A 26,701-nucleotide genomic window follows, 5' to 3' on the forward strand; every position below is an offset into this window, starting at 1 on the left:
GATACAATGCCCGCTCTTCCGCGCCAAGGTGAATCGATGGCACCTGACGGGTGTCATGGGCGGCGGACTGTAAGCGAGCAGTGGTTCGCCGGCGCTGGCACGATGCCATGCGCGGCACGCTCGTCAATCGATGCGTTCCGGCCCTCATGGCCCACGGCCGGCAGAGGGCGCTGACGAACCGGGCTTCGTCCTGGTTCACGGTTCGGGGCCGTTCTTTTGCAGTAAGGCTGACATGGCAGGCATTCTGATCATTGCGCACGCTCCGTTCGCCACCGCGTTGCGCGATTGTATTTCGCACATCTATGGTGGCTTGCCGGCTCGCATCGGCGTGATCGACGTATCGCCGGATTGCGATCCCGCACAGCAGGTTGCGTTTGCGAACTCGGAAATCGAGCGTCTGAAGGAAGAAAACGGCGCGCTGGTCCTTACGGATATGTTCGGCGCCACGCCGGCGAATATCGCCGGACGGCTCGCGTCGCTGCCGGACGTGCGCGTGCTGTGCGGCGTCAACTTGCCGATGCTGGTGCGTGCGGTCTGTTATCGCGCCACGCCGCTCGACACGCTGGTCGACAAGGCACTCGCCGGTGCCACCAAAGGCGTGCATGCGATCGGACCGGCGACCCCGGCGCCCATCGCGCCCACGGCGGAATCCGGCGACTGTTTGCCGGCTTTGCCGCCGGAGGCAGCATCTGCTGACTGTATGCCCGCGTTGCCACCCGAGGCCGACCTGACGCAGAAAGCCGACTCGGCCGGCTTATAAGCCGCCCGGCCGGTTCGCCCCGGGCGTCAAACGCATTGCAACCGCTTCGCAGTTTTACCTTTCACAACAACACTTACCCGCGCTTCGGACCATCACATGCTGCAACAGGAAACGACTATTGTGAATAAGCTGGGGCTGCACGCGCGCGCGTCGGCCAAGTTGACCCAACTCGCGGGCAACTATCAGGCGGAAATCTGGATGAGCCGCAATGGCCGCCGTATCAATGCCAAGAGCATCATGGGCGTGATGATGCTGGCCGCGGGCATTGGCAGCACGGTGCTGATCGAAACGGAAGGCTCCGACGAAAAAGAAGCGATGGACGCATTGTTGAAACTGATTGCCGATAAATTCGGCGAGGGGCAGTGAACTGGCGCGTCTACGTTGCAATGAGCAGAAACGCCGCGGTTGTCCGCGGCGTTTTTTTTAGCGCATGACAATGGGCGGACGAAACGCGCGTGAGGCACGCGCGTCGACATGCGTATGCAAGACCTGCGCTGCGCGAAGCGCGAGACGCACGAAGGCGCAGCGCAACGGCTGCTTACGGGTTTTCGTGCTGCACTGCACACAGCCCCAGCGCACTTGCATAGGGTGCGGAATTTATAATGACGGACAGTGTCTGAGAGCATTGCAGCGGTTTGCCGCGGCATCACACAACTAGAGGAGGTGCGCGTGTCCTTCACGCTGCATGGAATTCCCGTGTCACGCGGTATCGCCATCGGGCGGGCTTATCTGATCGCCCCGGCTGCACTTGACGTAGACCACTATCTGATCGAACCCGCCCAGATCGAGAGCGAGATCGAGCGCTTTCGCACGGCCCAGCAACACGTGCATTACGAGCTCGAAGCGCTGCGCGCCGATCTCGCCGCGGACGCACCCAGTGAAATGGGCGCGTTCATCAACGTTCATTCAATGATCCTGAACGATGCGATGCTCGTGCAGGAAACCTTCGACCTGATTCGCACACGCCGCTACAACGTGGAGTGGGCGCTGACCGAACAACTCGAGCGCCTGTCGCGCCATTTCGACGATATCGAAGACGAGTACCTGCGCGAGCGCAAAGCCGACATCGAGCAGGTGGTGGAGCGCGTGCTGAAGGCGCTCGCCGGCGCGTCGGTGGCGCTGGCCGACGGCGTGCACGGCGCATGCGACGAAATGATCGTGGTCGCGCACGACATCGCTCCGGCCGACATGATGCAGTTCAAGACCCAGACGTTTCAGGGTTTCGTCACGGACCTCGGCGGGCGCACGTCGCATACGGCGATCGTCGCGCGCAGCCTGGGCATTCCGGCGGCGGTCGGCGTGCAGCACGCGAGCGCGCTGATTCGCCAGGACGACCTGATCATCGTCGACGGCGATCATGGCATTGTGATCGTCGATCCCGCGCCGATCGTGCTGGAAGAATACTCGTACCGGCAGAGTGAGAAAGCGCTCGAGCAGCGCAAGCTGCAGCGGCTGAAGTTTTCGCCCACGCAAACGCTGTGCGGCACGCGCATCGAGCTGTGCGCGAACATCGAGTTGCCGGACGACGCGCGCGCCGCGGTCGACGCGGGCGCGACGGGCGTCGGCCTGTTCCGCACTGAGTTCCTGTTCATGAATCACAAGGACCGTTTGCCGGAAGAGGAAGAGCAGTTCGCTGCGTATCGCCGCGCGGTCGAACTGATGAACGGCCTGCCGGTCACCATCCGCACGATCGACGTGGGCGCCGACAAGCCGCTCGATTCGATGAGCGGGGGCGACGGTTACGAAACCGCCGCGAACCCGGCCCTAGGGCTGAGAGCGATTCGCTGGAGCCTTTCCGAGCCGCAGATGTTCCTCACGCAGTTGCGGGCGATTCTGCGCGCGTCGGCGTTCGGCTCGGTGAAGATTCTGATTCCGATGCTCGCGCACGCGCAGGAAATCGACCAGACGCTCGATCTGATTCGCGAAGCCAAGCGTCAGCTCGACGACGCGGGTATGGCCTACGATCCGAACGTGCAGGTCGGCGCGATGATCGAGATTCCGGCCGCCGCTATCGCTTTGCCGCTGTTCCTGAAGCGGCTCGATTTTCTGTCGATCGGTACCAACGATCTGATCCAGTACACGCTCGCGATCGATCGCGCGGACAACTCGGTCGCGCATCTGTATGACCCGCTGCATCCAGCGGTACTGCATCTGATCGCGTTCACGCTGCGCGAAGCGAAGCGGGCGGGCGTGCCGGTCTCGGTGTGCGGTGAGATGGCGGGCGATCCGACGATGACGCGTCTGTTGCTCGGCATGGGCCTCACCGAGTTTTCGATGCATCCGAGCCAACTGCTGGTGGTCAAGCAGGAAGTGCTGCGCTCGCATCTGAAGACGCTGGAGAAGCCGGTGGCCGATGTGCTGGCTTCGTTCGAACCGGAAGAAGTGCAGGCTGCGCTGAAGCGTGTGATGCTGGCCTGAGTCGCCGCGTTCGCTTCGGCATCAGGTGAAGACGCCGTCCATGGGGCGGCGTTTCTGTTTCAGCGTGCGGTTGACGAGAGTAGCGTCAGGTGAGGTGCGTCTGCCCGCACACCGGGCAATCCGCTTGGCGCGCGATGCGCATCGTGGTCCACTCCATCCGCAGCGAGTCGAGCATCATCAGGCGGCCGAGCAGTGGCGTGCCGATTGCACCGATCACCTTGAGCGCTTCAGCGGCCTGCATCGAACCGACGATGCCGACTGTCGGCGCGAACACGCCCATAGTCGAACATGCGACTTCCTCGAATGGCTGGTCTTCGGGAAACACACAGGCGTAGCAGGGCGATGCTTCATCGCGGAAATCGAAGGTGCTGATCTGGCCGTCGAAGCGCAATGCCGCGCCCGACACCAGCGGCACGCCGTGCTTCACGCAGGCGCGGTTGATCGCATGGCGCGTGGCGAAGTTATCGGTGCAATCGAGCACGACGCTCGCGTGTGGCACGTGCGCGTCGAGCCACGCGTCGTCGACGCGCTCGGCCACCGCGTCCACCACGACCTCGGGATTGATCTGCGCGATCGCGTCGCGCCCGGACTCGACCTTCTTGCGTCCAACCGATGCGGTCACATGCAGGATTTGCCGCTGCAGATTGGTCAGGTCGACCGTATCGGCATCGACCAGCGTCAAACGGCCGACGCCGGCCGCCGCCAGATACATCGCCGCGGGCGAACCCAGGCCGCCCGCGCCGACAACGATCGCGTGCGCGTCGATAAAGCGCTGCTGCGCCTCGATACCGATTTCATCGACGAGGATGTGGCGGGAATAGCGAAGGAGTTGATCGTCGTTCATGGCGGGGCGCGTGAATGTATCGCGCGATGTGATGCAGGACCGATGGGCCTGCCGTGCGCGTTGTGGATATTTTAATCGCGCCGGGAGCGGGTGTTCTTGCTGATGCTGGGTATGACAGCGTGTCTTCGCGGCATGTTCCGCTGCGAAGACACGTGAGGCTTGCTGCTTACTTGCTTTGCGAAGCAGGCGCCGATGCGCCCGGCACCGGTTGCGTCGGCTTCACCGCGACCGGCGCGGACGCCGACGCGGCCGGCTTGTTTTGCGCGAGACGGCGCTCGGTCAGCGACTTCGACTCCTGCACCGGCTTGCCTTCCAGCTTGTTCAGAGCCTGTTGCAGCATGAAGTCGTCGGCCGAACCGAATTCCACCGGCTTGCGCTCACGATCCTTCTGACGCTGTTCCGGCGTCTTCTTATCGTTCTGCTCTTCAAGCTGACGCAACTGGTCCATGCGTTCCTGTTCGCGCTGTTCCGCTTCCTTCTTCTCGTTCGGGTCCTGCGTGTTCGCAAGGTGATTCGTGTAGTCGACTTCGCGGGTGACGAGTGCGTCGTCCGGATCGCCTTCCGCGTATTGATCGACCGCGACGTCAGGACGGATGCCCTTGTTCTGGATCGACCGGCCGCTCGGCGTGTAGTAGTACGCCGTGGTCAGACGCAGCGCGGTTTCGGCCGTCATGGGACGCACGGTCTGCACCGAACCCTTGCCGAAGGTGGTCTTGCCGACGATCAGCGCACGGTGCTGATCCTGCAGCGCGCCCGCGACGATTTCCGATGCCGACGCGGAGTATGCGTTGGTCAGCACGATCATCGGCACGGTCTTGAAGATAGGCGCTTCGTCTTTCAGCGGATCGCTGTCGAAGGATTGCAGGCGGTAGTTGTCGTAGGTGTCGCGATAGACCTGTTTCGAATCCGGAATCTGGCCGTTGGTGGACACCACAACCGAATTCGGCGGCAGGAACGCGCCGGCCACGCCGACCGCGCTTTGCAGCAGACCGCCGCCGTTGTTGCGCAGGTCGAGTACGAGGCCCTTCAGATTCGGCTGCTGACGCGCGATGTCTTGCAGCTTGGCTGCGAGATCGGGCGTGGTGCGTTCCTGGAAGCTGGTGATCCGCACATAGGCGTAGCCCGGCGCGAGGATCTTCATCTTGACCGACTGGACCTTGATGATCGCGCGCGTCACGGTGAGCGGGAACGTGCGGTCGTCGGTCTTGCGGAAGATGGTGAGCGTGACCTTGGTGCCCGGGTCGCCGCGCATCTGCTTGACCGCCTGGTCGAGCGTCATGCCGCGCACGGGTTTGTCGTTGATACGCGTGATCAGGTCGCCCGGACGAATGCCGGCGCGAAACGCGGGCGTATCTTCGATCGGCGAAATCACCTTGATCAGGCCGTCTTCAGAAGAAATTTCGATGCCGAGGCCGGCGAAGCGACCCTTGGTCTGCTCCTGCAGTTCCTCGTAATCGGTCTTGTCGAGATACGACGAGTGCGGGTCGAGGCTCGACACCATGCCCTTGATGGCGGCGGTGAGAAGCTTTTTATCGTCGACCGGTTCGACGTATTCGTGCTTGATTTGCCCGAAGACTTCGGCAAAGAGCCTGAGCTGGTCCAGCGGCAGCGGAGCCACAGCGTTCGACGCTGCGCTGGCGGGTTGCTGGGCTGAAGCCGAGAGTTGCAGGGTGGCAAATACGCCGGTAGCAAGGCCCGCGGCAATCAGGCCGATATTTTTCAGGTTCTTTCGCATAGAGTCTGTTGCGGTCGGAAGCGCGTGGCAGCGTCGATAGAGATGGGGACGGACAAGTATAACTGCACACCCGCCAAGTCAGGGCGCGGCGCAGGCAATCGTGATTCGACAGCAGGCGCCGGGCCTGGTTCGTTGGATTGCGCGCACAACGACGAAGTAATGTGCCGTAACGGCTGGATGGCGGCCAGAACGGCGCGCTCGAATGAAGCGAGTCGCGCTGACCGGTACGTCTTGCCGGTTGGCGCGGCCCGTTGGCCGCCATGGCGCCGCATTTCTGACGGCAGCATGGCGGCAAGATGGCAGATCAGCCAGCCTTGCCTTGCTTGGCAACAGCGGCCTGCGCCTTGGCAATCGCTTCCTGGTCGCCCAGATAGTAGTGCTTGATGGGCTTGAGGTCTTCGTCGAGTTCATAGACGAGCGGCACGCCGTTCGGAATATTCAGGCCGACGATGTCGTCGTCCGAAATATTGTCGAGGTACTTCACCAGCGCGCGGATCGAGTTGCCGTGGGCGGCGATCACGACCTTGCGGCCCGACTTGATGGCCGGCGCAATCGACTCGTTCCACAGGGGCAGAACGCGCGCGACCGTGTCTTTCAGGCATTCGGTGAGCGGCAGTTGCTCGCGCGGCACCTTGGCGTAACGCGGATCGTTATAGGGCGCGCGTTCGTCCGTCGGCTCCAGCGCCGGCGGCGGCGTGTCGTAGCTGCGGCGCCAGACCAGCACTTGCTCATCGCCGAACTTGGCGGCCGTTTCCGCTTTGTTCAGACCCGACAGCGCGCCGTAGTGGCGTTCGTTCAGACGCCATGAATGCACCACCGGCAGGTACATCAGATCCATCTTGTCCTGCACGTGCCACAAGGTGCGGATTGCGCGCTTGAGCACCGACGTGTAGGCGATGTCGAACGTGTAGCCCGATTCCTTCAGCAGCACGCCGGCTTGCTGGGCTTCGTTGTTGCCCTGCTCGGTGAGGTCGACGTCGACCCAGCCCGTGAAGCGGTTTTCCTTGTTCCACGTCGATTCGCCGTGGCGGATGAGAACGAGTTTGTACATGAGATTGCCGGTCGGTAGTGAGGAAGCGGTAAAGCGCTGCGCGGGGTCCTCTGAAGGAGCGCCGCCATCGCGTCAGACGGTTATTTTATAATGGCTGGATTGCCCTTTTCGATTTCTCTCTTTTTCGGCGGATTTTCCGTGAAGTTTTTCACTGATTACACAAACCTTGTACTGATCGCGATCGTCCTCATCTCCGGTGGGTTGCTGCTGTGGCCGACGATCAGCCGGCGCGGCCGTGGCGGCCTGTCGGCCGCTGAAGCCACGCAACTGATCAACCGGCGCAATGCGGCGGTCATCGATCTGCGTCCGTCCGCCGACTACGCCAAAGGGCATTTGCCCGCGGCACGGCACCTTGAATTTGCAGAGTTGCAGGCGAAGGTCGCGCAACTCGTGAAGAACAAGAGCAACCCGGTGCTGCTGGTATGCCAGACCGGCCAGCAGTCGAACAAGGCAGCGCGTATCGTGCAGGATGCAGGCTACGCGGAAGTCCATGTTCTCGAAGGCGGTGTCGACGCCTGGCAGAAAGCCGGTATGCCGGTTGTGAAACAAGGAGCAGCCAAGTGAACAAAGTGATCATGTACAGCACCCAGGTGTGCCCGTATTGCCAGATGGCCGAACGTCTTTTAAAGTCGCGCGGCGTCGAGCACGTTGAAAAGGTACTGATCGACAAAGACCCGGCCCGCCGTGAGGAAATGATGACCCGCACCGGTCGCCGCACGGTGCCGCAAGTGTTCATCGGCGAGACGCATGTAGGCGGGTACGACGACCTCTCCGCGCTCGATCGCGCGGGCGGTCTGATGCCGCTGCTCGAAGCAACCGCCTGAATTCGCGCGCCCGCGGGCGCATGAAGGCGGGTGAACCATAAGCCGGCGCGGCCTCGCCCCATCAGGGCGGGCGGCGCGCCGCAACGATCTGGCGGCCCATGCTTGCATGGGCCGCCGCCATGCATACCTATCAGGGAATCACTTCATCATGTCCGACGAGAATAACCAGCCGTTCTTCAACATCCAGCGCATCTATTTGAAGGACATGTCGCTCGAGCAGCCGAATTCGCCGGGCATCTTCCTCGAGCAGGAAATGCCCTCGGTCGAAGTCGAAGTCGACGTGAAGGCCGAGCGCCTCGCCGACACGGTGTTCGAAATCCTCGTTACGGGCACGGTCACGGCCAAGGTGTCGGACAAGGTGGCGTTCCTGATCGAAGCCAAGCAAGCCGGCATTTTCGACATCCGCAACATTCCGGCTGAGCAGATCGACCCGCTGGTCGGCATTGCCTGCCCGACCATCCTGTTCCCGTACCTGCGCTCGAACATCGCCGACGCGATCACCCGCGCTGGTTTCCCGCCGATCCACCTCGCCGAGATCAACTTCCAGGCGCTGTACGAGCAACGTCTCGCGCAGATGGGTGGCCAGGACGGCGCGGCGCAGAACGGCGTCACGCACTAAAGTGCCGCAGGCAGTGCCGGCTATGAAGGTTGCTGTCCTTGGCGCCGGCGCATGGGGCACAGCCCTCGCCGGCCATCTGGCCGTCAAGCACGACACGGTGTTGTGGGCGCGCCAGCCCGCGCTCGTTGCCGATCTCTCCGCTTCGCACGAAAACGCCCGCTATCTGGCGGGCGTTGCTTTACCGCCTTCGCTTCGCTACGAAGCCGATCTCGCCGCAGCGCTCGACCACGCGCTCGCCGACGCCGCGTTATGCGTCGTGGCGACGCCCGTGGCCGGACTGCGCGGTCTGTTTCAGGCGATGCGCGACGCGGGCAAAGTGCCGGCGCATGTGGTGTGGTTGTGCAAAGGTTTCGAAGCCGATTCGCAGTTGATGCCGCATCAGGTGGTCGCGGCCGAACTGCCGGAACACAAGAGCAACGGTGTGCTCTCGGGTCCGAGCTTCGCGCGCGAAGTCGGGCAGGGGCTGCCGGTTGCGTTGACGATCGCGAGCGGGTCGGCGGCGTGCCGGGCGCGCACGGTCGCCGCGTTTCACCACGGCGCCATGCGCATCTATACCGGCGACGACGTCGTCGGCGTGGAAGTGGGTGGTGCGGTGAAAAACGTGCTGGCCATCGCAACGGGCATCGCCGACGGCCTCGGCCTCGGTCTCAACGCACGCGCGGCGCTAATCACGCGCGGTCTCGCCGAAATGTCGCGCCTCGGCGTGACGCTTGGCGGACGGGCGGAAACGTTCACCGGTTTGACCGGCTTGGGCGATCTGATCCTGACCGCAACCGGCGATCTGTCGCGCAACCGCACGGTGGGCGTGCAACTCGCCGCGGGCCGCACGCTCGACGATATTCTCGGCGCCCTCGGTCACGTTGCCGAAGGCGTGCGTTGCGCGCAAGCCGTGCTCGCAATCGCTCGCGCGCATGCCATCGAGATGCCGATCACACAGGCGGTCTGCGCCGTGCTATTCGACGGCGTGGCGCCGCGCGACGCCGTCAGCGCCCTGCTGCGGCGCGACTCCAAAGCTGAATAAGCCTTGTCTTTCAGCCGTTTAGCGCGCAAAAAGCGCTGAACGGCTGCCCACTCTCGCTGTCCACGTTTTATCGACGCTTCGGATCAGTGAGGTTCCCATGCTCAGATTCAATCGTTGCACGCTGGAAGCACGCGTGGTCGACATCACCACGCTCGCCGTGGATGCGATCGTCAACGCCGCGAATACCTCGTTATTGGGCGGAGGCGGCGTGGACGGCGCGATTCATCGCGCGGCCGGCAAGGAGTTGGTGCGCGAGTGCGAGACGCTCGGCGGTTGCGCGACCGGCGACGCGAAGCTGACCGCCGGCTGTCGTTTGCCGGCCAAACACGTGATTCACGCAGTCGGCCCGGTCTGGCGAGGCGGGACGCATGGCGAGGCCGACCTGCTGGCCTCCTGCTATCAGCGCTCGCTCGAGGTGGCGCGCGAGGCGCAGTGCAAGAGCATTGCGTTTCCCGCGATCAGTTGCGGCATCTACCGTTTTCCCGCTGATCAGGCTGTGCGAATCGCGGTCGGCACGGTGCTCGACACGTTGCCGCGCACGCCGCAAATCGAACAGGTGCTGTTCGCATGTTTCGACGACGCCATGTTCGCGCGCTATGCAGCCGAATTGAGACGCCGTCAGGCGCCGCCTTCGAAACCGGTCTGACGCCACGCTTCAAACACCACGATCGCAACGGTATTCGACAGATTGAGGCTGCGGTTGCCCGGCCGCATGGGCAGGCGCACGCGTTGTTCGTTGGCGAACTGGTCGAGCACCGAGTCGGGCAGGCCGCGCGTTTCGGCGCCGAACACGAACCAGTCGCCGGATTGAAACGCGTGCGCGTGAAAGCGGCCCGAACCGCGTGTGGTGAACGCGAACATGCGCGCCGGATCCGGCGATTCCTTGGCGATGAACGCCGCCCAATCGGCATGCACGTTCATTTGCGCGTACTCGTGATAGTCGAGGCCCGCGCGGCGCAACTTGGCGTCGTCGAGCGGAAAGCCGAGCGGCTCGATCAGATGCAGCCGTGCGCCGGTGTTGGCGCATAGGCGGATCACGTTGCCGGTGTTCGGCGGGATTTCCGGTTCGACGAGGACGACATTGAACATGGTGAGCTCAGGTGGAGACTAGTTTTTTGGTGTGCGCAGCGCGACGAAGTTCGTGACCCGCCGCGCACCGGCCGCCTTCAGCGTGCGCGCCAGCGCTTCGAGCGTTGCGCCGGTAGTCATCACATCGTCGACGATGCCGACGTGCAGGCCTCGGACAGACCCGGCGACCTTGAAAGCGCGGCCCACATTGAGACGGCGGGCGTCGAGGTCGAGCCGCGACTGCGGCGCGGTGTGAATCACGCGATCCAGCAAAGTTGCGTCGCTGCGTAAGTTCAGCGCGCGAGCCAGCGGCCTGGCGATCTGCCAGGCCTGGTTGTAGCCGCGCTCAGTGAGACGTTTCCCGGCAAGCGGCACGGGCGCGATTACGTCCGGCCATTCGGCGCAGTCTTGCCAGGAATCCTGTGCAAGACGCGCGAGCCGTTGTGCGAACTCGCGCGCGAGCATCAGCCGGGCGCGAAACTTCAGGCCGACCGCGAGCGTGTCGAGCGGCGCCCGGTAGTCGGCGAGGGCGAACGTCGCGTCGAATGGCGGCGGCTCGCCGATGCAATCCGCGCAGCGATACTGCGCAGGCGCCGCCCATCGCGAACGGGATAACGGCACTGCGCAGACGGTGCAGCGCAAGCGGCTTTCGTTCCAGTAGGCTGCGTCGCAACCGGCGCACAGCGTCGTATGCGACAAATTGCCGCATAACGCGCAAAAGTTGGGCAGCGCGGCGTGCATCACACGCGGCCAGGCTGAACGAAAGCCGCTCGCGAAACGCGCGAATCTGCCGCCGGAAAATGATGAAATGGGTCGGATTGGCACGGTGGGACCGCCCGCGAAGGCCTTTCACGCTGAATGGAAAGAAGCGAGCGAGTATACTTCCTGCTCCACGCCAGTACGACACCCATGTCCCCAACTTCCGCTCAAACAGGCCGTCCGGCCTATGATTCCCGGCGCCTCCGGCGGATCTTCGACCGTCGCGCTGCGACTTTCGACGACGTCGCGTTCCTGCCGCGCGAGATTGCGCAACGTATGCGCGAGCGTCTCGACTTCATCAAGGTCACGCCGGCGAGCGTGCTCGACGCCGGCTGCGGTGCGGGCGAAGACATTCCCGCTCTGCGCGAGCGCTTTCCCGAAGCGCCGGTGTTCGGCTCCGACCTGTCGCACGGCATGCTCACGCGCGCGCTGCAGCACGATTCCGGCGACACGAGTTGGCGGCGCTTTCTGCCGGCATCGCTCGGCAAGGCGCTCGGCGCCCGCGGTCCGCGCTTCGCGCAAGCCGACTTTTCGGCGCTGCCGTTCGCGGCTGGCGCCTTCGAATTCATCTGGTCCAATCTGGCGCTCCACTGGCACTCGCGGCCCGATCTCGTGTTTCCCGAGTGGCAGCGTGTGCTCAAGGTCAACGGCCTGCTGATGTTCAGCACGCTCGGTCCTGACTCGCTCAAGGAATTGCGCGGCGCCTACGCCGAAGTCGAGGCCGCGCACGGCGTCGCCTCGCGCAAGCATGTGATCGACTTCGTCGACATGCACGATCTCGGCGACATGCTGGTGGAAAGCGGCTTCGAGATTCCCGTGATGGACCAGGAAGTCCTCACCATTACCTATAAGTCGCCGCAGTCGCTGCTCGCCGACGTGCGTCGCTGGGGCGCCTATCCGTTCGAGCGCGAAGCGTCGTCGGGCGCCGCCGCACGCCGGCTGCACAAGGCTTTGCTCGCCGCCCTCGAAGCCCGCCGGCGCGCCGACGGCACGATCGCCCTGACCTTCGAAGTGATCTACGGACACGCATGGAAAGCCGTGCCGCGTACCACGGCAGAAGGTCATGGCATCGTGCGAATCGAGGACATCGGAAGAGGCTCGTCTAGGAATCGGTGAGGAATCGCAGAGGCGGTAAAGAGGACATCTGTTATGTCTGAAATTACCGCTTCAAAAGACGCGCAAAAGGTGCGTCAAAACGGCGCGGAGGCTTGTCACGCCTGGCTTGTGGGCCAATCGAGGCTTGCTTGTGGATGCTATGGATCGCGCCTATAATGCGTCAGTTTGTCGCCCGGAGTTCCCACATTTGGGGCGGCAGGCCCGAGGCACAGGGCAGCAAGATAAGATGGCGCGGCGGTGATCGAACGGCCGGAATAATGGTCGCGAAGATTGGCCGCTGGCGGCGATTGGAGACAATCGGCGGGAGGCAGCGATGGAAGCATCAGATCTGCTGGCGGATTCAGAACCGGTTCTGAAAGACTGGACGATGAAACGCAACTGTTCGATATCGCCGCGGCAGTTCGTGTATTTCTACGTGTCGCTTGCGTTGTTCTCGTTGGCAATTGCTTTCATGCTGGTTCTGGTCGGCGCCTGGCTGGTGTTGCCGTTCACCGGTATCGAATTGCTGGCGGTGGGCATCGCGTTTGCCATATATGCGCGTCATGCTGTGGATTACGAGCGCATCCGGTTATTTCAGAACCGGCTCGTCGTCGAGCAGGTCAGTGCCGAGCAGTTCACGCAGTTCGAGTTCAATCCGCGCTGGGTGCGGATCGAGGCGGGCGCAACACCGCGTGACCGGATCAAACTGGTCTCGCGCGGGCAGACGATCATGATCGGGCAACATCTCGCGCAGTATCGGCGCGCGCAGTTCGCAGGCGAACTGCGTATGTGGCTCACGCGCTGTTAGAAGCGTCGAGTCGCGCGGCGTTCACGGGGAGCGCGAGGCAACCTGCCAGCGGGGTCGAGGGTTTGAATGGAAAATTTGGGTAAGGAAGCTATGAAAACAATCAAGCGAGCCCTCATGGGCGTGCTGGCGATGAGCGGACTGCTTTTCGCCGGTGCGGCCCTGGCAGTGGGCGATGTTCCGGGCGGCCCTGCCGTCAACGAGATCAATCTCCAGCCGCCTGCGACCAAGATCGCTGAGGAGCTCTTCAGCCTCCACATGTTCATGCTGGTTCTTTGCCTGGTCATCTTCGTCGGCGTGTTCGGCGTGATGTTCTATTCGATCTTTGCTCACCGCAAATCGAAAGGCCACAAAGCTTCCAACTTCCACGAAAGCACCACCGTCGAAATCATCTGGACGATCGTGCCGTTCATCATCGTCGTGCTGATGGCGCTGCCCGCCACCAAGACGGTGGTCGCGATGAAAGACACCACCAACGCCGACGTCACCATCAAGGTCACCGGCTACCAGTGGAAATGGGGCTACGACTACGTGAAGGGCCCGGGCGAGGGCATCAACTTCCTGTCCACGCTGGCTACGCCGCGTGCTCAAACCGATGGCCGCGAGCCGATTTCCACCACGTATCTGCAGGAAGTCGACAATCCGCTGGTCGTCCCGGTCGACAAGAAAATCCGCATCATCACCACCGCGAACGACGTGGTGCACTCCTGGTACGTGCCGGCCTTCGGCGTGAAGCAGGACGCGATTCCGGGCTTCGTGCGCGACACGTGGTTCAAGGCTGACAAGGTCGGCACGTTCCGCGGCTTCTGTACCGAGCTGTGCGGCAAGGAACACGCGTTCATGCCGGTAGTGGTCGAAGTGCTGTCCGCCGACGACTACGCGAAGTGGGTCGACACGCAGAAGAAGAAAATGGCCGCTGGCCAGGACGATCCGAACAAGACCTACACGATGGCCGAGCTGATGGAGCGCGGCGGCAAAGTCTATACAGCGAACTGCGCGGTCTGCCACCAGCCGACCGGCAAGGGCGCAGGCGCATTCCCGGCGCTCGACGGCAGCAAGATCGCCAACGGCGCGATCGCCGAACACGTCAGCCTGGTTCTGAAGGGCAAGAATGCGATGCCGTCGTGGGCGCCTACGCTGAACGACGTCGAAATCGCTTCGGTGGTTACGTACGAACGCAACTCGTGGGGCAACCACACCGGCGACATTCTCCAGCCGAAGCAAGTGGCCGACGCCCGCAACGGCAAGCTGCCGGAAGGCGGCAACCACCTGGCCGACGCAGGCGCAGCGGCAGCTTCGGGTGCGGCGGCGGCATCCGGCGCCTCGGGCGCGGAAGCGGCAACAGCGTCGGCCGCCGGTTCGGACAGCGCGGCAACGCAGGCGGCACTGCCGGCCAGCATTTACTTCGACACCGGCAAGAGCACGCTGCCGGCCGACGCGAAAGCGGCAGTCGACGCAGCCGCAGCCTACGCAAAAGCACATCCGGACGCGAAATTCACGCTGTCGGGCTTCACCGACGCCACCGGTTCCGCCGACCTCAACGCGAAGCTCGCGAAGAGCCGCGCCGAAGCCGTGCGCGACGCGTTGAAAGCAGCCGGCATTGCCGAAGACCACATTATTTTAAAGAAGCCGGAAACGATCACGGGCGGCAGCGACGCGAAAGAAGCCCGGCGTGTTCAGATCAGCCCGGCTGCCTGACGTGTTCATGGTCAGCACCGCAGTATTCGCTTTAGGAGATTGTCATGTCTAGCATCGGACACGATGTAGTCGCAGGCCACGAACACGTGCACGGCGACCATGCCCACGAAACGCCGCATGGCTGGCGCCGTTGGCTGTTCGCAACCAATCACAAGGACATCGGTACGCTGTACCTGATCTTCTCGTTCACCATGTTCCTCTCCGGGGGCGTGATGGCGCTGATGATCCGTGCCGAACTGTTCGAACCGGGCCTGCAGATCATGCGTCCCGAGTTCTTCAACCAGTTGACCACCATGCACGGCCTGATTATGGTGTTCGGCGCGATCATGCCGGCCTTCGTCGGCTTCGCGAACTGGATGGTGCCGCTGCAGATCGGCGCATCGGACATGGCTTTCGCCCGCATGAACAACTTCAGCTTCTGGCTTCTGCCGGTGGCGGCTGTTCTGCTGGTCGGATCGTTCTTTTCGCCGGGCGGCGCGACCGCCGCGGGCTGGACGCTCTACGCGCCGCTGTCCACGCAGATGGGCCCGGGCATGGACTTCGCGATTTTCGCGGTCCACTTGATGGGTGCTTCGTCGATCATGGGCGGGATCAACATCGTCGTGACGATCCTGAACATGCGCGCACCCGGCCTCACGCTGATGAAGATGCCGATGTTCGTCTGGACGTGGCTGATTACCGCGTACCTGCTGATCGCCGTGATGCCGGTTCTGGCGGGCGCGATCACCATGGTGCTGTTCGACCGCCACTTCGGCACGTCGTTCTTCAACGCGGCAGGCGGCGGCGACCCGGTCATGTACCAGCATATCTTCTGGTTCTTCGGGCACCCCGAGGTGTACATCATGATCTTGCCGGCGTTCGGGATCGTGTCGCAGGTGATTCCCGCGTTCTCGCGCAAGCCGCTGTTCGGCTATAGCTCGATGGTCTACGCAACGTCGTCGATCGCGATTCTGTCGTTCATGGTCTGGGCGCACCACATGTTCGCAACCGGCATGCCGGTCACGGGCCAGCTGTTCTTCATGTACGCCACGATGCTGATCGCCGTGCCGACGGGCGTGAAGGTGTTCAACTGGGTCGCGACCATGTGGCGCGGTTCGCTCTCCTTCGAAACGCCTATGCTGTTCGCGGTCGGCTTCCTGATCGTGTTCACGTTCGGTGGTCTGTCGGGTCTGATGCTGGCCATGGCGCCGCTCGACATCCAGTATCACGGTACCTATTTCGTCGTCGCGCACTTCCACTATGTGCTGGTGGCGGGCTCGCTCTTCGCCCTGTTCTCCGGTTGGTACTACTGGGCGCCGAAGTGGACCGGGTGGATGTACAACGAGACGCGCGGCAAGATCCACTTCTGGGCGTCGCTGTTCTTCTTCAACCTCGCGTTCCTGCCGATGCACTTCGTCGGTCTCGCAGGTATGCCGCGTCGTTATGCTGACTACCCGGCACAGTTCACGGACTGGAACCAGGTCATCTCGATCGGCGCGTTCGGCTTCGGTCTGGCGCAGGTCTACTTCCTGTTCGCGGTTGCGTTGCCTGCGTACCGTGGCGGCGGCGAACTCGAAAAGGCTGGCGACAAGCCGTGGGACGGCGCAACGGGCCTCGAATGGACCGTGCCGAGCCCGGCTCCGTTCCACACGTTCGAAAACCCGCCGACCGTCGAGTAATCGGCGCACGGTGAGATTGCCGGCTCGGGTAGCACAGCATTTCGCTACCTGAGCCGGTGGTCACGAAAGTCGTGGCGGCAACCGTAGTCACGAAAAGTATTCAAAAAGTCGAGCATGACGCGCAATCCTCAAGAAAGACGTACTCCCGAGCAGATTCGCGCGGGCAACCGGCGGATCGGTTTGGTGATGTTCGTGATCGCCGCGGTCTTTTTCGCGAGCGTCATCATTCATCAGAAGTGGTTTTCCTGAACAGGTGATTCGAGTCTGTGTGCAGGTTTGTTGAGGATTGAGATGTCGACGCAACCGCCGGCTCAGGCCGACCGCTCTTTTAACCGTTCGATGCTGATCAAGCTGTTCATCGTCGCGTTGATGATGTTCGGTTTCGGTTTCGCGCTGGTGCCGATGTACCGCGCGATCTGCCAGATTACCGGCATCAACAACCTCGTGCAGCGCGATGCCACGGTGCGCGAGGCGAAGAATACGCAGGTCGACATGAGCCGCACGATTTCGATCGAATTCGATGCGAACGCGCGCGGCCCGCTGGGTTTCAAACCGGAGCAGCGCAGTCTCGACGTGCATCCGGGCGAAGTGACGACGGTGATGTACGAGGTGAGCAACGAACAGGCGCGCACGATTCAGGCGCAAGCCATTCCGAGCTACGCGCCGAAACAGGCCACCGAGTACTTCAAGAAGATCGAGTGTTTTTGCTTTACGCAGCAAACTTTGACGGCGAATCAGACGAAGCGGATGCCGGTGGTGTTCGTGGTCGATCCGAAGTTGCCGAAGGACGTGAAAACGATCACGTTGTCGTACACGTTCTTTGAGTTGAATACGCCGGCAGCGGCGACGGCCGGAAGCGCAGCGCCCACGGCAAACACGGATAAAAGCGTGGCAGCCACGGCAGCCAATCCCGCCTGAAGGCGCGCGCCGCAGGCGAAGGAAGAAGAAACGAGATGAGCGATAACGGCGGCAGCCCGCGCAAGAGCAGTTTTGGTCAGTCGATGCGTGCGGTGTTCTGGTCGTTTTTCGGGGTGCGCAAGCGTCGCGATCTGGAGGCGGACGCCACGCAGTTGAACCCGCTGCACGTGATCGCGGCAGCATTGATCTGCGCGGCCATTTTTATCGTGGCGCTGATTCTGATCGTGCGCGCCGTAGTAGGTTGAAGCGCCAGACGCACGCGTAGAATCGGGCGAAGCAGCGCCCAGAAATTAGAGCGAAGCGGTGCGGTATCGACGCGCCGCCGAAGATACAGCCGGAGATTCCGGAACAACTGGACTGAAGTGGAGAATCAAGAATGAGCGGTCAAAACGAGAGCCCGTACTATTTCGTACCGCATCCGTCGCGGCATCCGATCAGCGCCGCTGCTGGGTTGCTGGTCATGCTCGGATCGCTTGCGGCCTGGATCAACGAACATGACTGGGCGCCGATTGGCGTCGTCGCCGGTTTGTTGTGGCTGCTCTTTACACTGTGGCACTGGTTCGGCGACGCGATCGCCGAGTCGGAAGGCGGCATGTACGGCAAGAACGTCGACAAGTCGTACCGCTGGAGCATGAGCTGGTTCATCTTCTCCGAAGTGATGTTCTTCGGTGCGTTCTTCGGCGCGCTGTTCTATGCGCGCGAAATTGCGCTGCATCAACTGGGCAGCCTCGATTACAAGCTGATCTGGCCGGACTTCTCGGCGGTGTGGCCGAACAACGGTCCGGCAGCGCTGGTCTCGACTTTCAAGTCGATGCAACCGTGGCCGGTGCCGACCATCAACACGGCGCTGCTGCTTTCCTCGGGCGCGACGCTGACGGTTTCGCACCACGCGCTGCGTGAAGATCATCGCAAGAAAGCGATCATCTGGCTGGCCGCAACGCTCGTGCTCGGCGTCTGCTTCCTGTTCCTGCAAGGCTTCGAATATTTCCACGCGTACAACGAACTGAATCTGACGCTTTCGTCGGGCGTGTATGGTTCGACGTTCTTCCTGCTGACCGGCTTCCACGGCTTCCACGTGTTCCTCGGCGGTACGATGCTGGCAGTCGTGCTGGCGCGTATGATTCGCGGCCACTTCACGGCGGAGCATCACTTCGCGTTCGAAGGCGCGGCCTGGTATTGGCACTTTGTGGACGTCGTGTGGCTTGGGCTGTACGTCGTCGTGTACTGGCTGTAACGCAGTCTGGCCTGCGCCGACCGACAACCTCGGAATGCGTGCAGGCCGTTTGCGCCAGATCCTAAGAGGCGCGGCGCACGAGCAGCAACGCAAGACAGCAGTACGTAAGACTTACGCAGCGCCGCCCTCGACCCTGTCAGGGCGGCGTTTTGTTTGGCGGCGTGGAGATTTTTCCGACGGGCTCAGCGCCCGTAAGGAATACCGGTCGATTGAATCCAGCCCATCCAGTGAGCGAACAGGATGAACAGGAACAGCGAAATCGACAGGCCCACCCGCGTGGCGAGCGACCAGACCATCCGCTTGGTTTTGCCCTTGTCATGCATCATGAAGTACAGCGCCGACACCATGCTGGCGATGATCAGGACGAAGGCGATGGGAACGAGAATGTGCATGGAACCGGCTGAAACCAGGAAGCGCAGAGGCAAGACGTTTATTATCGCACCGCGCGCCTGCGTTTGCCGTGCGTTCCCCGTGACGACGCAGGTGCCATCGGAGCGTGCGCGATGAAGTTTCGCCTCGTTCCCGTGCTGCTGATCCTGCTGGTGATCGTGGTGACAGTGCGGCTGGGTTTCTGGCAGCGCGACCGCGCGCATCAGAAGGAAGCGCTCGAAGCGCAAATCACGCAGTTCGAGAACGCGCCCGCGCAGCCGGTGAGCGGCGCGCCGGTTCAGTTGAAAGACATCGAGTTTCATCGCGTGAAGGCGCGTGGCAGTTTCGTCGCGGACAAGGTCGTCTACCTCGATAATCGTCCGTATAACGACCAGCCGGGCTTTTACGTCGTGATGCCTTTTAAACTGGCCGACGGCGGCTACGTACTGGTCAATCGCGGCTGGTTGCCGCGCAATATGAACAATCGCGAAACCATCGCGCCGTACACCACGCCGCAAGGCGAAATCGAAATCGAAGGCATTGCCCGTGCCGACGCTTCGCGCGCCTACGAGTTGGGGCAGGGCGGCTCGGCCGAGCATCAACTGATCCGCCAGAATCTGGATGTCGCCGCGTACGCCGCGGAAACCGGCCTGCCGCTGCAATCGTTCGTGATTCAGCAGTTGAGCGACGACCGCGACAAGCTGGTGCGCGATTGGCCCGCGCCCACTGAAGGCGTCGAGCGCAACTACGGCTACATGTTCCAGTGGTGGGGCATGGCGGCCGCGGCGCTGGTCTTCGGTCTGTACGCCGCGCGGCGCGCCGCGAAGAAAGAGCACGCGCCGGGCGTGTAATGCAGCACATGCTGCTTGTGACCCACCTTCAGGCCACGAGCAGCGCAATCATTGAAAGAGGTCCGTAGTGTCGACGCAATCTCCCCGTTCGCCGCAAGCCGGCAAACCTGCAGCACCCCGCGCCATGCCCGGCCAACCCAACGGCAAAGGCTCGTGGCAACGCGGCCGCTGGATGCTGCTGCTGGTGGCGATCATCTGCGGCGCGCCGATAGCAGTGTCGTATTTCATGTACTACGTGATCAAGCCGACCGGCGGCACCGCAAGCTACGGCACGCTGGTCGAGCCGCAACGCCCGATCCCCGATGCGCTGACAGTCACCGGCGAGGACGGCAAGCCCGTCAAGTTCGCCACGCTGCGCGGCCACTGGCTGATGATCTCGGTCGACAACAGCGCGTGCGACAAAGCGTGCGTTACCAAGCTCTACTTCATGCGACAAATCCGCGCGGCACAGGGCCCGGAACGCGAGCGCGTCGTGGAAGTGTGGCTGCGCACCGATGCAGGCAACGTGGCTGACGTGATACAAAAGGCCTACCCCGACACCGACATGATGATCGCCGATCCGGCGCAGGTGTCCGCATGGCTGCCCACGGACAACGGCACTAAAGTCACCGACCACATCTACCTGGTCGATCCGAACGGCAATCTGATGATGCGTTTCCCGAAAGATCCGAATCCCGGCAAGATCAAAGGCGACCTGACCAAGCTGCTCAAATGGTCGCGCATCGGCTGATGCCGCAACATAGGTAAGAGAGATGTTCGTACTGCAACTGGCCCTGATCGGCTTGTGTATCGCGTTGTTGCCGCTGTCCTACGTATGGGTCAAGGCCGACGACAACAAATTCCGCAAGCTGGTCTGGCTCACCACCTTCCTCACGCTCGATCTGGTGATGTTCGGCGGCTTCACGCGGCTCACCGATTCTGGGCTGGGCTGTCCGGACTGGCCGGGTTGTTACGGCACCTCGTCGCCGTTCATCGCGCATGCGGCGATCACGGCCGCGCATCAGGCGATGCCCACCGGACCGGTCAGCATGACCAAGGCCTGGATCGAAATGATCCACCGTTACTTCGCGATGGCGATCGGCGTGCTGATCATCGCGCAGACCGTGATCGCGTGGACGGCGCGCATCAAGCGGCGTCCGCTGCATGTTTCGCCGTGGTGGCCGACCTCGCTGTTGCTGCTGATCCTGGTGCAAGGCGCGTTCGGCGCCTGGACGGTGACGATGAAACTGCAACCGATCATCGTGACCACGCACTTGCTGCTCGGCCTCGCGTTGTTGGGCACGCTCGGCTGGCTGGCCGCGCGGCAAACGCCGTTGCCCGCTTACGAGCCTGAGGCCGCGCGCTGGCGCACGGCGGCGATCGCGGGTCTGCTGCTGCTGATCGCGCAGATCGCATTGGGCGGCTGGGTCAGCACGAACTACGCGGTGCTCGCCTGCACGGATTTCCCGACCTGCAACGGCCAATGGGTCCCGCCGATGGACTTCACGCATGGCTTCCATTTGTGGCGCGCGTTGGGCATGACCGGCGACGGCGACATGATCACGCAGGATGCGCTGGTAGCGATCCACTGGACACACCGCACGTTCGCCATCGTCGTGGTCGCTTATCTGGTGTGGTTCGCGCTGAAACTGCGCCGCTTCGAGTCGCTGCGGCGCCCCGCGAACGGCGTGCTGCTGGTGGTGCTGATCCAGTTCATCACCGGGCTGTCGAACATCGTTCTGCAATGGCCGTTGCCCATTGCGGTCGCGCATAACGGTGGGGCCGCGATCCTGCTGCTTCTGCTCGTTATGTTAAACTTTCGGATCGCTTATAGCCGTCCCGGCCGCGCCGTGCTCCCTGCGCGCGATGCCGCGCCAGCGTGACTCCACATGGACAGCACAACACTCTCCCAAACGCCCGGTAGCCGGGTCTCCCAGTACATCGCCCTGACGAAGCCGCGCGTCACGCAACTCGCCGTGTTCTGCGCCGTCATCGGCATGTTCCTGTCGACGCCTGGCATGGTGCCCTGGACTCCGTTGATCGGCGGCACCGTCGGCATCTGGTTGCTGGCCGGCGCGGCATTCGCCATCAATTGCCTCGTCGAGCAGAAAATCGACGCCAAGATGCGCCGCACTTCGTGGCGGCCGTCCGCGCGCGGTGAAATCACCACCGCGCAGATTCTGCTGTTTTCGGCCGTGCTCGGCGGCCTCGGCATGTGGACGCTGTATACGTTCGCCAATCCGCTCACCATGTGGCTCACGCTCGCCACGTTCGTGGGCTATGCCGTCATCTATACGCTGCTGCTCAAGCCTGCCACGCCGCAGAACATCGTGATCGGCGGCGCCTCGGGCGCCATGCCGCCGGCGCTCGGCTGGGCCGCGGTCACCGGCCACGTGCCGGGCGACGCCTGGATCCTGGTGCTGATCATCTTCGTGTGGACGCCGCCGCATTTCTGGGCGCTCGCGCTGTATCGCCGCAAAGACTACGAAAACGCCGGCCTGCCGATGCTGCCGAACACGCACGGCGAGAAGTACACGCGCCTGCATATTCTGCTGTACACGGTGATCCTGTTCGCGGTCACCATGATGCCCTTCATCTCCGGCATGAGCGGCGTGGTGTATCTCGCGGCTGCCGTGCTGCTGGGTGCCGTGTTTCTTGCCTATGCGTGGAAGATCTATCGCGAGTACTCGGACGATCTGGCGCGCAAGACCTTCCGTTATTCGATCGTCTATCTCTCGCTGCTGTTCGCCGCGCTGCTGATCGACCACTATGCGCGCGTCCTGATCGGCGCGTAATACCATGCTCAATAACCGCTTCGCGCGCACGGCGCGTGCTGCTGTGATCGCTTGCGCGCTCGGTGGCGCGTTGCTGATGGCAGGCTGCGGCAAGCAGCCGCCGGCGTTTCAGAATCTCGATATCACCGGCAATACCCAGTTCGGCAGCGACTTCTCGCTACCCGACACGGCCGGCCATGTCCGCACTCTGGCGGACTACAAAGGCAAGGTGGTGGTGCTGTTCTTCGGCTACACACATTGCCCGGATGTTTGTCCGACCACCATGGCCGAGCTCTCGCAAGCGTTGCAGCAACTCGGCCCGGAAGACGCGAAGCGCGTGCAGGTGTTGTTCGTCACCGTCGATCCGGACCGCGACACCCCGGCTCTGCTCGCGCAATACGTGCCGGCGTTCAACCCGACGTTCGTCGGCTTGCGCCCGGCCGATCAGGCGCAACTCACCAAGATCACGAAGGACTTCCGCGTCTACTACGCGAAGGTGCCGGGCAAGACGCCTGACAGCTACACGATGGACCACACGGCAGCGAGCTATGTGTTCGATACGGACGGCAAGCTGCGTCTATTCGCGCGTGACGGCCAGGGCGCAACGCCGTGGGTGCACGACATCAAGCTGCTGCTCGACTGACACGCTCATCCGCAAGGGCGCGTGTCGTATCACGCGTCCGTTTTCACATCTCATCTCTTTCCAACGCTCAAGCAGGAATCGGCAGATTCAATCCCGGCGCGAGCCTCGTCGCCTTGAATTCCGTCACCTCGTAACGCGCGAGCTTCTGCTGCGCGAACGGGTCGCTGGCGAGAATCTCATCCAGCTTATTGCGTTCGATGCGCACCGCCAGAATGATGCCGCCGTCGCGCGGCACTTTCGGTCCGGCCGCGACGAACACGCCCGCCTCGAACTGTTGCGTCAGAAACGTGCGGTGCGCTTCCAGCGCGTCGTCGACGCGGTCGAGCGGTGCGGTGTAGATAAGGTCGATGACATACATGGGCGTTGTTCTCTCGAGCAAGGGAATGAGCCGCATCGAGTCATGCGGCCGCAGCTTCGAATTATCGTGCAGAGACCGATTCGATGTGCGCATTCAATCCGCACGCATGCCACGCGGCGCGCCTGCCGGCCTCCCGCTGCGTCTCTCAAGTTGCCCGTTTGTCATGCCGTTATATCGATAGCAATCGTTTGCGCGCGATAGCAATCGCGTTCTTGCGACTGCGAACGGAACACGAATCACACGAGAGAGACCACAACAATGAGCAGGATGAGTTTGAATCGCAAACTATGGCTGTCGCTCGCGCTCGTCTGGCTGGGGCTGGTGGGTGTCGGACTGTGGAGCGCGGTCGAAACGCGCAGCACGATGCTGGCCGAGCGCAAGGCGGGCATGGTTAATCTGGTCGATGCCGCACAAGGTATCGTGAACGGCTATTACGCGCTCGCGCAGAGCGGCAAGCTGAGCGAAGCCGACGCACAGCGCGAAGCGCTCGCCCGTCTCGCGACCATGCGCTATGGAGATTCCGGCTACCTGTTCGTGATGGATTCGAAGCCCGTCGTGCTGATGCATCCCACGCTGCCGCAAATGACCGGCAAGCCAGTCGGCGATTTCAAGGACCCGGACGGCAAGCTTTTATACGTGGCAATCGTCGACGCGGCCAAGGCAAGCGGCCGCGGTTTCGCCGAGTATCGCGGACGCCTGCCGCACAGCGAAACGGCCGTGCCGAAAATCAGCTACGTGGTGCGTTTTGCGCCGTGGGACTGGAACATCACGAGCGGCGTGTTCATCAAGGACATCGACACGGTGTACTACGAGACGCTGCTCGGTCACCTGGCGGTGGTGCTCGTGATCGGCGCGATCATCTCGCTGGCGATGCTGCTGATCATCCGCAACGTGCGCGCGAGCCTCGGCGGCGAGCCCGACCAGGCGGCGCGACTCGCGGCAAGTATCGCGCAAGGCGATCTGACGCAAGTGGTCGAGGTTCGTCCACAGGACAAGACCAGCATGATGGCGGCTATGCATGACATGCAGAACCGCTTGCAGCAGACCATCGGCGAGATTCGTCGCTCGGCGGAATCCATTGCGTCGGCGACGCAGCAGATCGCGGCCGGCAACGGCGATCTGTCGCAGCGGACCGAGCAGCAGGCGGCTTCGCTGCAGGAAACCGCCGCGAGCATGGAAGAGCTCACCGCGACGGTCAAGCAGAACGCCGACAACGCGCGGCAAGCGAGCGGCCTCGCGCATAACGCGTCCGAAATAGCGACGCGCGGCAACGACGTGGTGAGCCGCGTGATCGGCACGATGGGCGAGATCAACGATAGCTCGCGGCAGATCGCGGACATCATCGGCGTGATCGAAGGGATTGCGTTTCAGACCAACATTCTTGCATTGAACGCAGCTGTGGAAGCGGCGCGCGCCGGTGAGCAGGGACGCGGTTTCGCGGTCGTCGCGGGCGAAGTGCGCAGCCTCGCGCAGCGCTCGGGAACGGCGGCCAAGGAGATCAAGCAGTTGATCAGCGCGTCGGTCGAACGCGTGCACAACGGTTCGACGCTGGTGCAGCAGGCCGGCACGACGATGGGCGAGATTCTGCAAGCCGTGCAACGTGTCACCGACATCATGGGCGAGATCGCGGCGGCATCCGAAGAACAGAGCAGCGGCATTGCCCAGGTCGGCCGCGCCGTCACGCACATGGACGAAGTGACGCAGCAGAACGCGGCGCTGGTCGAGCAGGCGGCGGCCGCGGCGGCTTCGTTGCAGGATCAGGCGGGGCGTTTGCGCGAGACAGTGAGCGCGTTTCGCGTGAATGGCGCTGAAGGTGGCGCGCAGGGTTCGGCGGCGATTGCGGCGCGTAGAGTGACCGCGACGGTGGCGGCGCCGCCGCAAGCAGCCGCAGCGTCAGCGGCTATACCAACGGCAGCGGCAACGGCAAAGCGCGAAATCGGCACGGCATCGCACTCCGCTGCGTCCGCAGCGCCGCGCGCGGAGCCGAAGCTGTCGGTACCTGCCAAGGCGTCTGCCGCTCCGGCTTCTGCATCGACACGAGCCTCGGCATCGTCGGCGCATGTGACGAGCGCCACGCCAGCCGCGATGAAAACGCCGCGCGCATCGACCGAAGCAGTGCGAGCCACTCCGCCCGACGACGACTGGACCACCTTCTGATTCTCCGCGACACCGACCGCGTGCGTGTCACGTGCACGCGGTCCGCTGCCGTTCAAGGCGCATAACCATATGCGATCGTGATATTTCCCATCTCGCCGGGACTATGAGACCATTTCAGGTCCAGTTGGCGGCACATGACCACAAGCCACGTTGCCGCCGGCTTCCACCCGAATCTGACACCGATCAGAAATCGATGCGCCATTAATCAAGTCATCGATCAAGTCGTCGATTAGAAACAAGCGAGAATCACATGCAGCGCAGAAACATCCTCAAAGCCCTCTCGGCAGTCGTCGCCACCACGGCGATTTTCACCAGCTTCGGCGCGCACGCCGACGACAAAGTCATCAAGGTCGGCACGATCGGCGGCCCGGACGCGCAGATCTGGGAAGTCGTCACCAAAGTAGCGAAGCGCGAAGGCCTGAACGTGAAGGTCGTCGAATTCAACGACTACGTGCAGCCGAATGCCGCGCTCGACGCAGGCGACCTCGACGCGAACAGCTTCCAGCACCAGCCGTACCTCGACAGCCAGATCAAGCAGCGTGGCTACAAGATCGTCAACGCCGGCCTCACGTACATCTCGCCGCTCGGCATCTATTCGAAGAAGCTGAAGTCGCTGAAGGATCTGCCGCAAGGCGCGAAGGTCGCGGTGCCGAACGATCCGTCGAACGAAAACCGCGCGTTGCTGTTGCTGCAAACGCAAGGCGTGATCAAGCTGAAGTCCGGCGCGGGCACGAACGGCAATAACGCGACGCCGCTCGACGTCGCGGACAATCCGAAGAAGATCAAGCTGGTCGAACTCGACGCCGCGCAACTGCCGCGCTCGCTGTCGGACGTCGACGCCGCCGCGATCAACACGAACTTCGCGCTGGCCGCCGGCCTGCAGCCGACCAAAGATGCGATCGCGCTCGAAGACGTGCATAGCCCGTACGCAAACCTGATCGCCGTGCGCACGCAAGACAAGGACAAGCCGTGGGTCAAGAAGCTGGTTGCCGCTTACCAGTCGGAAGACGTGCGCCAGTTCATCAAGACGCAGTTCAAGGGTTCGGTGGTGCCGTCGTTCTAA

General features: G+C 62.8%; 30 protein-coding genes. 23 read left to right on the plus strand and 7 right to left on the minus strand.

Features of this window, described 5'->3' with window-relative positions:
• The first annotated feature begins 232 nt into the window (after positions 1-232).
• The 3 genes from PQR54_RS02965 (at position 233) to ptsP (ending at position 3,178) form a co-directional block, all read left to right on the plus strand.
• Positions 233-760 (plus strand): PTS sugar transporter subunit IIA, encoded by a 528-nt coding sequence (locus PQR54_RS02965; protein WP_408231573.1) that lies wholly within the window; start codon positions 233-235, stop codon positions 758-760.
• Positions 761-856: 96 nt separating this feature from the next.
• Positions 857-1,126, plus strand: coding sequence for an HPr family phosphocarrier protein (locus PQR54_RS02970; RefSeq protein ID WP_012431596.1), 270 nt, complete (start codon positions 857-859; stop codon positions 1,124-1,126).
• A 303-nt stretch (positions 1,127-1,429) separates the two neighbouring features.
• Positions 1,430-3,178, plus strand: coding sequence for a phosphoenolpyruvate--protein phosphotransferase (gene ptsP / locus PQR54_RS02975; protein WP_408244004.1), 1,749 nt, complete (start codon positions 1,430-1,432; stop codon positions 3,176-3,178).
• 85 nt (positions 3,179-3,263) lie between these two features.
• Here ptsP and PQR54_RS02980 read toward each other — a convergent pair whose 3' ends face one another.
• From PQR54_RS02980 to gpmA, 3 genes are all read right to left on the minus strand, one after another.
• Entirely contained in the window at positions 3,264-4,022 is a 759-nt protein-coding gene (locus PQR54_RS02980; protein ID WP_408244005.1) for a HesA/MoeB/ThiF family protein, read from the minus strand.
• Between the two features lie 166 nt (positions 4,023-4,188).
• Positions 4,189-5,757 carry a S41 family peptidase gene (locus tag PQR54_RS02985; RefSeq protein WP_408244006.1) on the minus strand — a complete coding sequence of 523 codons (1,569 nt, stop codon included), beginning with the start codon at positions 5,755-5,757 and terminating at the stop codon, positions 4,189-4,191.
• 304 nt (positions 5,758-6,061) lie between these two features.
• Positions 6,062-6,808 carry a 2,3-diphosphoglycerate-dependent phosphoglycerate mutase gene (gene gpmA, locus PQR54_RS02990; RefSeq protein WP_408244007.1) on the minus strand — a complete coding sequence of 249 codons (747 nt, stop codon included), beginning with the start codon at positions 6,806-6,808 and terminating at the stop codon, positions 6,062-6,064.
• Positions 6,809-6,946: 138 nt separating this feature from the next.
• Here gpmA and PQR54_RS02995 point away from each other — a divergent pair, with 138 nt between their 5' ends.
• The 5 genes from PQR54_RS02995 to PQR54_RS03015 all read left to right on the plus strand — a co-directional run bounded on the left by PQR54_RS02995 (position 6,947) and on the right by PQR54_RS03015 (position 9,918).
• Positions 6,947-7,372, plus strand: a complete 426-nt coding sequence (locus tag PQR54_RS02995) for a rhodanese-like domain-containing protein (protein WP_012431601.1) — start codon at positions 6,947-6,949, stop codon at positions 7,370-7,372.
• Positions 7,369-7,632 (plus strand): glutaredoxin 3, encoded by a 264-nt coding sequence (grxC, locus tag PQR54_RS03000; RefSeq protein ID WP_007179466.1) that lies wholly within the window; start codon positions 7,369-7,371, stop codon positions 7,630-7,632. Before PQR54_RS02995 ends, grxC begins: the two co-directional genes overlap by 4 nt.
• Positions 7,633-7,780: 148 nt before the next feature.
• Positions 7,781-8,251 (plus strand): protein-export chaperone SecB, encoded by a 471-nt coding sequence (gene secB / locus PQR54_RS03005; protein WP_007179465.1) that lies wholly within the window; start codon positions 7,781-7,783, stop codon positions 8,249-8,251.
• A gap of 22 nt (positions 8,252-8,273) precedes the next feature.
• On the plus strand, positions 8,274-9,272 hold the full coding sequence (locus PQR54_RS03010; RefSeq protein WP_408244008.1) for an NAD(P)H-dependent glycerol-3-phosphate dehydrogenase: 999 nt from the start codon (positions 8,274-8,276) through the stop codon (positions 9,270-9,272).
• A 97-nt stretch (positions 9,273-9,369) separates the two neighbouring features.
• Positions 9,370-9,918, plus strand: coding sequence for an O-acetyl-ADP-ribose deacetylase (locus PQR54_RS03015; RefSeq protein ID WP_408244009.1), 549 nt, complete (start codon positions 9,370-9,372; stop codon positions 9,916-9,918).
• On the opposite strand, the gene trmL is transcribed toward PQR54_RS03015, so the two are convergent.
• Entirely contained in the window at positions 9,891-10,361 is a 471-nt protein-coding gene (gene trmL, locus PQR54_RS03020) for a tRNA (uridine(34)/cytosine(34)/5-carboxymethylaminomethyluridine(34)-2'-O)-methyltransferase TrmL (RefSeq protein WP_408244010.1), read from the minus strand. The genes PQR54_RS03015 and trmL overlap by 28 nt on opposite strands.
• Before the next feature lie 18 nt (positions 10,362-10,379).
• Positions 10,380-11,081: a phosphoribosyltransferase family protein gene (locus PQR54_RS03025; protein WP_408244011.1), complete on the minus strand. Its 702-nt coding sequence runs from the start codon at positions 11,079-11,081 to the stop codon at positions 10,380-10,382.
• Between the two features lie 168 nt (positions 11,082-11,249).
• Between PQR54_RS03025 and PQR54_RS03030 the strand changes: the two genes are divergently transcribed.
• The 8 genes from PQR54_RS03030 to PQR54_RS03065 all read left to right on the plus strand — a co-directional run bounded on the left by PQR54_RS03030 (position 11,250) and on the right by PQR54_RS03065 (position 18,507).
• Positions 11,250-12,215, plus strand: a complete 966-nt coding sequence (locus PQR54_RS03030) for a methyltransferase domain-containing protein (RefSeq protein WP_408244012.1) — start codon at positions 11,250-11,252, stop codon at positions 12,213-12,215.
• A gap of 313 nt (positions 12,216-12,528) precedes the next feature.
• The gene (locus tag PQR54_RS03035; RefSeq protein ID WP_408244013.1) at positions 12,529-13,002 is read left to right on the plus strand and encodes a DUF2244 domain-containing protein; all 474 of its coding nucleotides are present in this window, start codon (positions 12,529-12,531) and stop codon (positions 13,000-13,002) included.
• 66 nt (positions 13,003-13,068) lie between these two features.
• Entirely contained in the window at positions 13,069-14,697 is a 1,629-nt protein-coding gene (coxB, locus tag PQR54_RS03040) for a cytochrome c oxidase subunit II (protein WP_408244014.1), read from the plus strand.
• Between the two features lie 44 nt (positions 14,698-14,741).
• Positions 14,742-16,355 (plus strand): cytochrome c oxidase subunit I, encoded by a 1,614-nt coding sequence (gene ctaD / locus PQR54_RS03045; RefSeq protein ID WP_106282189.1) that lies wholly within the window; start codon positions 14,742-14,744, stop codon positions 16,353-16,355.
• A 114-nt stretch (positions 16,356-16,469) separates the two neighbouring features.
• Positions 16,470-16,604, plus strand: a complete 135-nt coding sequence (locus PQR54_RS03050; RefSeq protein WP_408244015.1) for a cytochrome oxidase small assembly protein — start codon at positions 16,470-16,472, stop codon at positions 16,602-16,604.
• A gap of 42 nt (positions 16,605-16,646) precedes the next feature.
• Entirely contained in the window at positions 16,647-17,273 is a 627-nt protein-coding gene (locus tag PQR54_RS03055; protein ID WP_408244016.1) for a cytochrome c oxidase assembly protein, read from the plus strand.
• A 35-nt stretch (positions 17,274-17,308) separates the two neighbouring features.
• Entirely contained in the window at positions 17,309-17,518 is a 210-nt protein-coding gene (locus tag PQR54_RS03060; RefSeq protein WP_091796857.1) for a DUF2970 domain-containing protein, read from the plus strand.
• A gap of 131 nt (positions 17,519-17,649) precedes the next feature.
• On the plus strand, positions 17,650-18,507 hold the full coding sequence (locus tag PQR54_RS03065) for a cytochrome c oxidase subunit 3 (RefSeq protein ID WP_408244017.1): 858 nt from the start codon (positions 17,650-17,652) through the stop codon (positions 18,505-18,507).
• A gap of 182 nt (positions 18,508-18,689) precedes the next feature.
• Here PQR54_RS03065 and PQR54_RS03070 read toward each other — a convergent pair whose 3' ends face one another.
• Positions 18,690-18,899, minus strand: coding sequence for a twin transmembrane helix small protein (locus tag PQR54_RS03070; protein ID WP_007179452.1), 210 nt, complete (start codon positions 18,897-18,899; stop codon positions 18,690-18,692).
• Between the two features lie 111 nt (positions 18,900-19,010).
• Here PQR54_RS03070 and PQR54_RS03075 point away from each other — a divergent pair, with 111 nt between their 5' ends.
• The 5 genes from PQR54_RS03075 (at position 19,011) to PQR54_RS03095 (ending at position 23,123) form a co-directional block, all read left to right on the plus strand.
• Positions 19,011-19,727: an SURF1 family protein gene (locus PQR54_RS03075; RefSeq protein WP_408244018.1), complete on the plus strand. Its 717-nt coding sequence runs from the start codon at positions 19,011-19,013 to the stop codon at positions 19,725-19,727.
• A gap of 67 nt (positions 19,728-19,794) precedes the next feature.
• On the plus strand, positions 19,795-20,457 hold the full coding sequence (locus PQR54_RS03080; protein WP_408244019.1) for an SCO family protein: 663 nt from the start codon (positions 19,795-19,797) through the stop codon (positions 20,455-20,457).
• Between the two features lie 22 nt (positions 20,458-20,479).
• Positions 20,480-21,589 carry a COX15/CtaA family protein gene (locus tag PQR54_RS03085; RefSeq protein WP_408244020.1) on the plus strand — a complete coding sequence of 370 codons (1,110 nt, stop codon included), beginning with the start codon at positions 20,480-20,482 and terminating at the stop codon, positions 21,587-21,589.
• Positions 21,590-21,595: 6 nt separating this feature from the next.
• A complete protein-coding gene (gene cyoE / locus PQR54_RS03090; RefSeq protein ID WP_007179448.1) occupies positions 21,596-22,501 on the plus strand; it encodes a heme o synthase in 906 nt (301 codons plus the stop codon).
• Positions 22,502-22,505: 4 nt separating this feature from the next.
• The gene (locus PQR54_RS03095) at positions 22,506-23,123 is read left to right on the plus strand and encodes an SCO family protein (RefSeq protein WP_408244021.1); all 618 of its coding nucleotides are present in this window, start codon (positions 22,506-22,508) and stop codon (positions 23,121-23,123) included.
• Between the two features lie 67 nt (positions 23,124-23,190).
• Here PQR54_RS03095 and PQR54_RS03100 read toward each other — a convergent pair whose 3' ends face one another.
• Entirely contained in the window at positions 23,191-23,481 is a 291-nt protein-coding gene (locus tag PQR54_RS03100) for a YciI family protein (protein WP_408244022.1), read from the minus strand.
• Between the two features lie 258 nt (positions 23,482-23,739).
• Here PQR54_RS03100 and PQR54_RS03105 point away from each other — a divergent pair, with 258 nt between their 5' ends.
• Positions 23,740-25,638, plus strand: coding sequence for a methyl-accepting chemotaxis protein (locus PQR54_RS03105; protein WP_408244023.1), 1,899 nt, complete (start codon positions 23,740-23,742; stop codon positions 25,636-25,638).
• A gap of 250 nt (positions 25,639-25,888) precedes the next feature.
• Entirely contained in the window at positions 25,889-26,701 is an 813-nt protein-coding gene (locus PQR54_RS03110; protein WP_408244024.1) for a MetQ/NlpA family ABC transporter substrate-binding protein, read from the plus strand.

Source organism: Paraburkholderia phytofirmans (assembly GCF_046028095.1).
GTDB classification, from domain to species: Bacteria; Pseudomonadota; Gammaproteobacteria; order Burkholderiales; family Burkholderiaceae; genus Paraburkholderia; species Paraburkholderia phytofirmans_A.